13 protein-coding genes are annotated in these 10,368 nt (G+C 69.9%); 1 reads left to right on the forward strand and 12 read right to left on the reverse strand.

Annotated elements, in window-relative coordinates:
- Positions 1 to 21: 21 nt before the first annotated feature.
- From VNO22_08065 to tpiA, 11 genes are read right to left on the reverse strand one after another with little or no spacing between them, the layout of a single operon-like run.
- Positions 22 to 423 (reverse strand): hypothetical protein, encoded by a 402-nt coding sequence (locus VNO22_08065; protein HXG61313.1) that lies wholly within the window; start codon positions 421 to 423, stop codon positions 22 to 24.
- Between the two features lie 45 nt (positions 424 to 468).
- Positions 469 to 2,883 carry a DNA translocase FtsK 4TM domain-containing protein gene (locus tag VNO22_08070; GenBank protein ID HXG61314.1) on the reverse strand — a complete coding sequence of 805 codons (2,415 nt, stop codon included), beginning with the start codon at positions 2,881 to 2,883 and terminating at the stop codon, positions 469 to 471.
- Position 2,884: 1 nt separating this feature from the next.
- A complete protein-coding gene (locus VNO22_08075; GenBank protein HXG61315.1) occupies positions 2,885 to 3,649 on the reverse strand; it encodes an undecaprenyl-diphosphate phosphatase in 765 nt (254 codons plus the stop codon).
- Between the two features lie 36 nt (positions 3,650 to 3,685).
- Complete coding sequence (locus tag VNO22_08080) at positions 3,686 to 4,303, reverse strand: hypothetical protein (protein HXG61316.1); 618 nt, start codon at positions 4,301 to 4,303, stop codon at positions 3,686 to 3,688.
- 31 nt (positions 4,304 to 4,334) lie between these two features.
- A complete protein-coding gene (locus VNO22_08085) occupies positions 4,335 to 4,967 on the reverse strand; it encodes a phosphopantothenoylcysteine decarboxylase (GenBank protein HXG61317.1) in 633 nt (210 codons plus the stop codon).
- Complete coding sequence (locus VNO22_08090; protein ID HXG61318.1) at positions 4,964 to 5,539, reverse strand: flavoprotein; 576 nt, start codon at positions 5,537 to 5,539, stop codon at positions 4,964 to 4,966. The genes VNO22_08085 and VNO22_08090 overlap by 4 nt, the downstream gene beginning before the upstream one ends.
- A 4-nt stretch (positions 5,540 to 5,543) precedes the next feature.
- A complete protein-coding gene (locus VNO22_08095; protein ID HXG61319.1) occupies positions 5,544 to 5,792 on the reverse strand; it encodes a DNA-directed RNA polymerase subunit omega in 249 nt (82 codons plus the stop codon).
- 13 nt (positions 5,793 to 5,805) lie between these two features.
- Complete coding sequence (gmk, locus tag VNO22_08100; protein HXG61320.1) at positions 5,806 to 6,378, reverse strand: guanylate kinase; 573 nt, start codon at positions 6,376 to 6,378, stop codon at positions 5,806 to 5,808.
- The gene (locus VNO22_08105; GenBank protein HXG61321.1) at positions 6,371 to 7,249 is read right to left on the reverse strand and encodes a YicC/YloC family endoribonuclease; all 879 of its coding nucleotides are present in this window, start codon (positions 7,247 to 7,249) and stop codon (positions 6,371 to 6,373) included. Before VNO22_08105 ends, gmk begins: the two co-directional genes overlap by 8 nt.
- Position 7,250: 1 nt before the next feature.
- Positions 7,251 to 7,583: a preprotein translocase subunit SecG gene (secG, locus tag VNO22_08110; GenBank protein HXG61322.1), complete on the reverse strand. Its 333-nt coding sequence runs from the start codon at positions 7,581 to 7,583 to the stop codon at positions 7,251 to 7,253.
- Positions 7,580 to 8,338: a triose-phosphate isomerase gene (gene tpiA / locus VNO22_08115; GenBank protein ID HXG61323.1), complete on the reverse strand. Its 759-nt coding sequence runs from the start codon at positions 8,336 to 8,338 to the stop codon at positions 7,580 to 7,582. The genes secG and tpiA overlap by 4 nt, the downstream gene beginning before the upstream one ends.
- 102 nt (positions 8,339 to 8,440) lie before the next feature.
- On the opposite strand from tpiA, the gene VNO22_08120 reads away from it, so the two are divergent.
- Positions 8,441 to 8,770 (forward strand): (2Fe-2S) ferredoxin domain-containing protein, encoded by a 330-nt coding sequence (locus tag VNO22_08120; protein ID HXG61324.1) that lies wholly within the window; start codon positions 8,441 to 8,443, stop codon positions 8,768 to 8,770.
- Here the strand turns inward: VNO22_08120 and VNO22_08125 are convergent.
- Positions 8,750 to 10,368 (reverse strand): hypothetical protein (locus VNO22_08125; protein ID HXG61325.1); only part of this gene is annotated, 1,619 nt, incomplete at its 5' end. The genes VNO22_08120 and VNO22_08125 overlap by 21 nt on opposite strands.

A 10,368-nucleotide genomic window follows, 5' to 3' on the forward strand; every position in this document is an offset into this window, starting at 1 on the left:
AGCGCCGGGGCCGGCGGGGGCCTACGTCGACGGCCGCAGCGGAAGCCCGAGCTGCTCGACGACGGCCCGGACGAAATCCGAAACGTCGGCCGTGACGCGGTGGGTGAGGACCGTGCCGCCTTCGCGGAAGTTGATCGACGCGCTGTCGAGATCGTCCAGAAGCAGAAGGAGCCGCGGCCCGCCGGCCCGCTTGCGCAGGGCCTTGAGGATCGTCGCCTGCGCGGAGGGATCCAGCTCGCTCGAGACGCACGCCAGGTCGAACGCCGCGGGGCCCGTCAGGAGGTCCACGACCATCTCGGGCTCCAGGCAATCGGTCACTTTGTAGCCGATCGCCTCCAGCCGCTGCCGCGCCTGATCCACCCACGCGGCGTCCCGATGGGCCAGAAGCACCGAGAGCTGCCGGTGCGAACGCGCGGTTCCCATCCGCCGGAAGTATACCCCCGCCGGGGCGGGGGCGGAAGGGCGCGGCTACGCGGAGGCCGCCGGCGCCCCCTTCTTGCGCGCCTCCCACTGCTCCAGCGTGATGAGGATCTCGCGGGCGTTGGATCCGTTGTGCGGCCCCAGGATCCCCATCTTCGTCATGGCGTCGATGAGCCGCGCGGCCCGCGAGTAGCCGATCGAGAAATGCCTCTGGATGAGCGAGGTCGATCCCCGCCCTTCCGTCAGCACCACGCGCACCGCGTCCTCGAACAGCTCGTCCTCGCAGGTCCCTTCCGCGTCGGCGGCGGTCTTGATCTCCAGAAGCTCCTGATGGTACTCGGGCTTTCCGCGGGAACGCAGGTGCTTGACCAGGCCCCGGATCTCGTCGTCCGAGACGAAGGTGCACTGGCCGCGCACGGGCTCGAACGAGTCGATCATTTTGACGAGCATGTCGCCCTTGCCGAGCAGGCGCTCGGCTCCCTTGCGGTCCAGGATGATCCGGCTCTCGATCTGGCTGGGAACCCGGAAGGCGATCCGCGAGGGCATGTTCGAGCGGATCAGGCCCGTGATGACGTCCGTCGAGGGCCGCTGCGTCGCCACGACCAGGTGGATGCCGATCGCCCGCGCCTTCTGGGCCAGCCGCACGATCGAGAACTCCACCTCCTTGCGGCCCGTCAGCATCAGATCCGCCAGCTCGTCGATGATCGCCACGATGTAGGGCATGTGCGACGGGAACGTCTCCGCCTCCGCCTCGGGCACCCCGGCCTCCGCCAGCCGCTCCCGGATCTTCTTGCCGCCCATCTTGTTGAACTTGTCGATCGACGTCGCCCCGACCCGGGACAGGATCGAGTACCGCTCGTCCATCTCCTTGACCAGCCAGTCGAGCACGAGCCCGGCCTTCTTCGAGTCCACCACCACCGGGGCCCACAGGTGCGGGATGTCCGCGAACGTGGTCAGCTCCACCTGCTTGGGGTCGATCAGGATGAGCTTCATTTCGTCCCAGGACATCGAGACGACCAGGCTCGTGATGATCGACTTCAGGCACACGGACTTGCCGCTGCCCGTCGTGCCGCCGATGAGCAGGTGCGGAAGCTCCGTGAGGCTCCGCACGATCGGCTCGCCCCCGTTAGTCTTGCCCAGGATCATCGGAAGCGGAATCTTCCGCAGATCCGCGTACCCGCGGTCCAGGAACTCGCGGATGCGCACGGTGTTGGGGAAGGGGTTGGGGACCTCGATGCCCACGGTGCCCTTGCCCGGCAGCGGCGCCACGATGCGCACCGCCAGCGTGGCCAGACGCATCGTGATCTCCTCCTGGCGGGCGGTCACGGCGTGGATCTGCTGGCCCGGGGCGAGCTGCACCTCGTAGGTCGTCACCGCCGGTCCGATTTCGTAGTTGACGACCTGGCCTTCGATGCCGTACTCCCGCAGCGCCGCCTCCAGGACCAGCATCCGGTCCTTGATTTCCTTCTCGCTGATGCCGTGGATCTGCTCGACCTTGGATTCGAAGAGGTCGATCGGGGGCTGTTCGTAGGAGCCCGCCTTCTTGGGGTCATACTGCGCGGCCACGGCCTTGAGGGCGTCCGCTTCGACCGGCTTGGGCCCCTTGGGGGCGGGAAGGGCCGCCGGACGGGCCGGCGCGGGAGCGGCGGCCGCCGCCGCGTGAGCGGCCCGGTCCTGCGCCGTAAGCTTGACCGTGGGCGTCGCCGGGGCCGGAGCCGGGACGGGCGCGGGCGCAGGCGCAGGCGGGGGCGCCGCGGGGGCGGCCATGCGGCGGGCCAGCTCCGCCTTGGCGCGCTCCATTGCCTGCCGGTGCGCCTCGGCGTGGCGCCGGGAGCGCTCTTCGGCCGAATAATAGTGAAAGACCCGTCCGGCCAGCGCCCGGGCGCCCCGCGCCGCCCGCAGCACCGCCGTGTAGATCATCCAGTCCGTGGACAGCACCAGGGACACCGCCAGGGCCAGCGCCACCGCCAGCCACGCGCCCGCCGTCCCCAGATGCGCCACGAGCGCCAGCTCGAACGCCTTCCCGTAGGCGCCGCCCAGGCCCGGCGCCGCGCCTTCCAATCCGAAGGCCGCCGCGCCCGCCACGCCCTGAAGCGACAGGAAGGTCGCCGCGGCGAACACCGACACCGCCACCGCCACGAGCTTCACGTAGATCCCCTCGAGCTTGCGGCGGAAGAACACCCGGAAGGACCAGAAGCCCACGAAGAACACCAGGACGTAGGCCGCCAGCCCCAGATTCGAAAGCAGCGCGTGCGCCACCCGGGCGCCGATCGCCCCGCCCTTGTTGCGCAGCGGCGCGTTGGGAGGATACTTGACCTCGGCGATGTCCCCCGCGTCGTAGGACGCCAGGGAGATGAACACGAACATCGCCGCCAGGAAGAAGAAAAGGCCGCCCAGCTCCTTGGCCTTCTCCCGCAGCGGCACCCGGGCCGCCAGCGCCTCGCTCGTCTTCTTGGTGCCCACGTTACCCCCTCGCGAACAGGACCAGGCCCGCGGCCCCCGCCGCGGCGCAATAGGCGGCGAAGATGGAGAGCCGCCCCTTCATGGACAGAATCTCCACCGCCCGGATGGCGAGCAGGCTCACGGCGAACGTGATCGCCACCCCAAGCAATATCGGCAGGGCGTGGATTTCCCCTTCACCCCGCAGCGCGTCCCGGCCCTTGAAGACAAGCGCCCCCGCGATCGCCACCGCCCCCAGGAAGAACGAAAACCGGACCGCGTCCTCCCGGCGAAGCCCGGCCAGGAAACCCGCTCCGATCGTGGAGCCCGAGCGCGAAATCCCCGGCAGAAGCGCGCAGGCCTGCGCCGCTCCGATCCAGAACACCCGTCCCCACGGCGTCTCGGCCAGGGTGAACCGCTCCCGGCCGAGCCGCTCCGCCCCCCACAGGAAGAACCCCGTCACCAGGAGAAGGCCCGACGCCACCCGGAGGTCCGCGTAGAGCGCCTCGATCCGGCTCTTGAAAAGAACCGCCGCGACCACGGCCGGGAGGGATCCGAGCGCCAGGCGTCCCAGCTCCGGCCGCCGCTCCCGGAAAAGCTCCACCCACCGCCGGCGGTAGTACACCAGAATCGCCAGAAGCGATCCGACGTGCAGCGTGATGTCGAAGAAGAGGTCCGGCCCCCGGCCCAGGAAATGCCGCGCGAAGAGAAGATGGGTCTTGGAGGAGACCGGCAGGAACTCCGTCAGTCCCTGCACGACGGCCAGGATCGCCACGAATGAAAGCGGCATGCGTTCCTCCGGAAGAGGGATCGGGGGGGATCGAACTTACGGGCGCCCGGCGGCGATCGCGCCGCGGACCCACCAGCGGCAGAGTTCCTCGGGCGTCTCCAGCCGCAGGAACCGCAGTTCGCGCTTCCAGGCCTCGGCGTCCCGCTCGGGGTCCCCCGTCAGCTCCATGCCGCTGACTTCGCGCAGGGAGTTGACGAGCTCCAGGGACCGGGCTTCCTCTCCGCGCGCGGCGGCCTGAAGGAGCTCGGCGAGCCTGCCCGGCGCGGCCACCACCTGCTGCTCGAATTCGTCGCCCGGATCGCCCATGGCCAGAACGTCCTCGAGGTCCAGCTCCACGAAGGGGGCCGTCCGGCGCTCCAGCTCCGCCGCCAGCTCCTCCAGGCCGGAGAAGCGCGACCAGAGGTATTCCCCCGCTCCTTTGAGGATGCGGATCGCCTCGGCCAGGCGGGCCTGCGCCGTCTCCCGGGGGGCCCGAAAAAAGAAGGACTTGGCGGCGGGGCTTTCGGGAATCGTGTAGGGGACACGATCCTTCTCCCCGAAAAGGAACAGCCAGCCCAGGGCCACGCCGTACTTCATGGAAGCCAGGGGTGGGGCTTCCCGGTTGGGCGTGGCGCGCGGATGGGACGTCGTGCGGAGGATGGATTGAGTGGCCATGATTCCAGCGTAGGGACGCGGACGCGGACTGTCAAATGCTCCGCCCGGCGGCCAGCGCCTCCACGGCGCGGACGATCCATCGGGCCACGGCCTCCTTGCGGGCGCGGCGGAAGCGGCGGACCACGCGCCCCTCCCGATAGGCGACGGCGTTCATCCGGTCGGCCGCGAACGTGCGCGGCGAATTGAGCAGGACCAGGTCGAGATTCTTTCGCTTGTATTTCAGGAGCGCCTGGTGGACGGCGTCCTGGACCTCCAGCGCGAAGCCCACCAGGATGCGCCGCCCCTTGCGCCGGCCGAGGGCCCGCAGGATGTCCGGCGTGCGGACGAGCCGCAGGGTCAGAACGCGGGCGTCCTTCTTGAGCTTGCCGGCGTACCGGCGCGCGGGCCGGTAGTCCCCCACCGCCGCGGTCATCACGACCGCGTCGGCCCCGGGGTACTCGGCCAGGACGGCCCGGCGCATCTCCAGAGCGGTCGTCACCCGGACGGTCCGCACGCCCGGCGGGTCGGGAAGCGCCACGGGTCCGGTCACGAGCGTCACGCGATGGCCGGCGCGCCGCGCGGCCCGGGCGCAGGCGAAGCCCATCTTCCCGCTGGACGGATTGGAGAGGAACCGGACGGCGTCCAGGGGCTCGCGGGTGGGGCCGGCGGTGACCAGGATCCTCATGTCCCCAGGATCTTTTCGGCCTCGGCGACGATCCGGGCGGGCTCGGCCAGGCGTCCCTGGGCGTACGTGCCGCAGGCGAGAAAGCCGGATTCGGGTTCGACGAAGCGCAGTCCCCGGCGGCGGAGCTTTTCGACGTTTTCGCGGACGGCGGGATGGTTCCACATGCGGTCGTTCATGGCGGGGGCCACGAGTACCGGGCAGGCGACCGCCAGGAGGAGGGAGGTGGGCATGTCATCGGCCAGGCCCGCGGCGGCCTTGGCCAGGAAGTTGGCCGTGGCCGGGGCGACGACGACGAGATGGGCCCGGTCGGTGAGCGAAATGTGGGTGGGATCGACCACGCTTTCGAGGTCGAAGGGGTCCACCCAGACGCGCCGGCGGGTGATCGTCTGGAAGGTGAGGGGGCCGATGAACTGCGTCGCCGCGCGGGTCATGGCCACGGTGACGCCCGCTCCCTTCTGGACGAGCCGGGAGACGACCTCGGCGGCCTTGTAGGCGGCGATGGAGCCGGTGACGGCCACGACGATCTCGCGGCCCGCCAGCGGGCCCGCCGATTCCATCGCCGCCGCGCTCACGGGTTCACTCCTTCTTCCGGGAGGCCTTGCGGCCCTCTTCCTTGAGGGCTTCCTCCAGGGGATGGCCCTCCAGCCCGATCTTCCCCTGCCGGATTTCCTCGAGCACCACGTTGATGAGGTTCCGGTCCTCGAGGTCCACGAGCTTCTGAGCGCCCTTGACGAGCTCCTTGAGGCGCTTCTGGATCAGGACGGTGAGCTTGTAGCGCCCGCCGAACTTCTCCGACAGCTGATCGATCTCGGTGCTGGTGAGCATCGCGCACGCTCCTTCAATTCAAAAGTCCGCGGGCCCGGACGGCGGAGAGGATCTCCTCCACCGCCCGCTCCACGCGGTCGTTGACGACGACGAGGTCGTACAGGTGCCGTTCGTTCATCTCCCGTTCGGCGCGCGCCAGGCGCCGCCGGACCTCTTCGGGCGACTCGCTCCGCCGGCCCTCCAGCCGCCGCCGGAGCTCCTGCATGTCGGGCGGCGCCACGAAGACGAACAGGGCCGGCAGCCCCAACGCCCGGACGCTGCGGGCCCCCTGGGGGTCGATGTCCACGAGGACCACCCGCCCCGCCTCGAGCTCGCGTTCGATCGCCGCGCGCGGCGAGCCGTAGAGGTTCCCGTCGATCTCCGCGTACTCCAGGAACTCGCCGCGGGCGATCGCCGCCTCGAACTCGGGCCGCGTCAGGAAGCGGTAATCCCGCCCGTCCACCTCCTGCGGCCGGCGGGCGCGGGTCGTCGTGGTCATGACGCGGACGATTCCCGGGACCTCCCGCAGGCGCCGGGCGATCGTGGTCTTCCCGACGCCGGAGGGCCCCGAGAGCACCAGAAGGGAACCGCGCCCCCGGCTATTCAACGTTCTCCACCTGCTCCTTGATCTTTTCGATCTCCGTTTTGATCTCGACTCCGAGGGCCGAGATCCGCGTGTCGTTGCCCTTCGAAAGGATCGTGTTGGTTTCGCGCCCCATCTCCTGGCAGAGGAAGTCCAGGCGGCGTCCCACCTGGCCTTTGAGGCCCAGGATCTTCCGGAACTCCCCGATGTGGGCGCGCAGCCGCTGGATTTCCTCGCTGATGTCCACCCGGTCGGCGTGGAGGGCGACCTCCTTGATCACGTCCGCGCGCGCCTCGTGCATCCCTTTCTGGGACAGGAGCGCCCGGATGCGTTCCTCGAGCTTTCGTTCGTAGGCGGCGACGACCTCGGGGGCGCGCTCCTGGATACGGTCCAGGCGCTCCTCGATGGCGTCCAGGCGGGCCTGAAGGTCCCGGGCGATCTTGGCGCCCTCGCGGGCGCGGGACGCCGCCAGCGCGTCCACCGCCCGGGCGACGAGCGGCTGAACCTGGGGCCACAGGTCGGCCGCCGGACCGTTCGTGCGCGACTCCGACCAGAGGGACGGAATGGACAGGAGGTCGGAGAAGGTGAGATCCCCTTTGAGCCCGAGGGCCTTGCCGATTTCCCGGAGCCGCCGGGCCGTGGCGCGCAGGGTGGCCAGGTCCGGCAGCGGCGCGCCCGGTCCGGAGGCGGTCTTGACGGAAACCGAAACCGTGACGCTTCCGCGGCCGATGCGCGCGCGGACGAGGCGCTCGATCTCCGCTTCGGCCTTCCCGAATCCCTCGGGGAGGCTCTGCTTGAGCGAGAGGAAGCGGTGGTTCACGGAGCGGATCTCGACCTCCAGATCGAGCCCCCGGCCCCGGCGGGAAGCGCTCCCGAAGCCGGTCATGCTGTTCATGCTACTTGTTCGGCGCGGGAGGCAGCGGCACCGCCGGAGGCGCGCCGCCGCCCTCGGGCGCAAGCTGCTGGATCTTCTTCTCGAGCTCGCTGGGACCCGTTCCGGACTTGCCCACGTTGTGACGATTGATGAGCACCGCCAGCAGGAGGAACGCCACCGCCAGGAAGACGGTGAACTTGTTGATGTGCTGGTGGGCCTTGGTGCCGAAGAACGTGTCGCTTCCGAGTCCGCCGAACGCCGCCGCGATTCCGCCTTCCTGCGAAGGCGTGATCACGACCATGAAGATGAGCAGCAGGCACACCAGGACGAACAGGATGATCAGAAGAACGCTCATTCCTTGTACCTCACGATTTTCACGAACGACGCGACCTCCAGGCTCGCTCCGCCCACGAGGGCGCCGTCCACGTCTTCCTCGCCCATGAGCTCCCGGATATTGTCGGGCTTGACGCTGCCGCCGTAGAGGATCCGGACGCGGCCCGCCGCCTCGGCGCCGGCCCGCCGGGCCAGAAGCTTGCGGACGTAGTGGTGGACCTCCTGGGCCTGCCGGGGCGTGGCCGTCCGGCCGGTCCCGATCGCCCACACGGGTTCGTAGGCCACGACCACGCGGGGGAGATCCTCCGCGGGGATGCCGTCCAGGCCTTTGGACATCTGGCGCTCCACGACCTCGTAGGTGACCCCCATGGTGCGCTCCTCGAGGAGCTCTCCGATGCAGAAGATGGGGGTCAGCCCCGCCGCCAGGGCCGCCTTGACCTTCCGGTTGATCATTTCATGCGTCTCGCCCAGGATGTGGCGACGTTCGCTGTGGCCCAGGATCACGTGGGTGCAGCCCACGTCCTTGAGCATCGGGGGCGAGACTTCGCCCGTGTAGGCGCCTTTGGATTCCCAGTGCATGTTCTGCGCCCCCAGCCGCAGGGGACTTCCCTCGAGCGCTTCGCGGACGGCGGCCAGGGCCGGGAAGGGAGGGCAGAGCACGACCTCGGGTTCCGGGGGCGCGCCCTCGAGGGCCTTGCGGATCCCCGCCGCCAGCTCGCGGGCCTCCCGGAGAAGCCCGTTCATTTTCCAGTTTCCGGCGACGAGAGGGGGGCGCATGGGGACCCCTGATTATACGGATGCCCCCCGGGGGGTCAATAACTACCGCCCCCTCCCGAATTTTCATTTTCCGTTCCGCCCGCCTGTCGCTAAGATGGCGCCATGGAATCGCCGGTCCGGCCGCCGTACGAGCGGATTCTCTTCGTCTGCTGCAACGAGCGGGGCCCGGGCGAAGACGCCTGCGGCAACCGCGGGTCCCTGGAGCTGCAGAAGAAGCTCAAGGAGTACGCCAAGTCCCGGAACCTCCAGGGCCGCGTGCGCGTCTCCCGGGCGATGTGCCTGGGACTGTGCGCCGTGGGGCCCAACGTGTGCGTCATGCCGGAAAACGTCTGGTACCGCCGCGTGACGGAGGCGGACCTTCCGGAAATTCAGCGCCGCTGGATCGATCCCCTGGCGGACGGAGGTCCGCCGTCAGCGCCCCGGGGGTCCTAGCACCCGGAGCGTGTCGATCTGAACGTCGATCATTCCCGTTGAGTCGTCCGCCCGCACGAATCCAAGGTGGCCCGTGCGCGACGGATCGACGGTCCGGCGCACGGGGCTCCGGACCTCGGAGCCGAAGGGTTTCAAGTCGGCCAGCCGCACCACGTACTGCTTCCACTCCGCGCTCAGGATGAGCTGTTTGGCGAAGGTGCCGTAGCCGCCTTCCCCGTCTTCGATGAGCAGGATGTAGAGAATCGCGGTCTGGTTTTTCGAACGGTTGCGGGCGAAGAAGGTGAGCGTGTCCGCGCGGGCATCCAGGAGGGGCAGGGGATGGTACGCGCCCCCTTCGGGCGAAAGGGAGAGGCGGGCGGCGCGGCGGCCCTGGTGCGGTTCCTCGCCGTTGGTCGCCGAAGCGCCCCCCCGGCTCTTCCAGAGGCCGGGGTAATCCTCGAAGTCGAGCTCGGCGACGACGTTCGGGGCCACCTTGGCGCGTTCCTCGCAAAGGGTCTTGTACTGGCGCAGGGTCCGTTCGTTGGAGCGCCCGGCGGGGGTATCGGCGAATTCGGTCAGCAGGCGGTTGATCGCCTCGTAGGCGCCTCCGAAATTCTGGGCCTGCATGTCGCGGCGGACGCCCTGCCAGAGCCGCGCGGCTTCGTCCTCGTGATCCTTGCGTCGCGCCGTCTCGACGGCGTTCTTGCGCTGCTGGATTTCGGCGGCCTTGGACTCGCAGAAGTGCGTGCGCGCGTGGGCGCGGGCGAACTGGTTCAACGCCGCCAGGGCGTCGTCGAACCGGCGCTCGACGAGGGCGGCGTCGCACTTCTGGAGCGTTTCCACCCACGCTTCCTTGGCCAGGTCCTCGCCCTTCTGCGCGAGCGCCTGTTCCAGCCGCGTGCGCAGGTCGGCGATTTCCTTCTCCGCCTGGCGATACGTCCGCGTGTCGCGGAACTTCTCAAGCTCCCCCAGGCGGTGCGCCGCCTCCTTCCAGTATCCCGTGACGGGAGCCCCCTGCACCGCCGCGCGCGCTTCGGGCAGGAGCCTCGCCGTCTCCGCTTCCCGGGCGGCCTCTTCCCGGAGACGGGACAGCGCTTCCGCCTGCCGGAAGCCGGTCCGGGTATCGCGGTGCCGCTGGAGGAAGGCGGCGGCCTTGGAGACGGCCTCTCCCCAACGGCCCGCCTCGAAGGCCGCGCGGACCTCGGAGGCGGCCGCTTCCGCCTCGAGCTCCCTCCGGCACCGCCGAAGATCTTCTTCCAGGTCGGGCCGGCCGGTGCGGTCGAGGCGCTCCAGGATCCCCCGGGCGTCCTTCCAGCGCTCTTCGCGCAGCGCCACCCGGGCCTCCTCGTGCGCGCGCGCCTGGGCGTCGGAACGCTCGCGCAGCTTCTGCTCGCAGACGCGGATCCGCTCGGCGATCGCTCCCAGGCGCTCGGCGACCTTCGGGACCGTCCCGAACTCCTCCTGGAGCCGAAGGTATTCGGCGCGCGCCTCCGCCCATCGGGATTCCTCGAAGAACTGGTCGGCGCGACCGAGGCGCTGGCCGGCCTCGTAAGCGCGCGCGGCGTCCGGACGGGGCGGCTCCGGGGCCGGCCGTTCGACCGCGCGGAGGGGTTCCGTCG

Source organism: Planctomycetota bacterium (assembly GCA_035574235.1).
In the GTDB taxonomy this organism is placed as follows: domain Bacteria; phylum Planctomycetota; class MHYJ01; order MHYJ01; family JACPRB01; genus DATLZA01.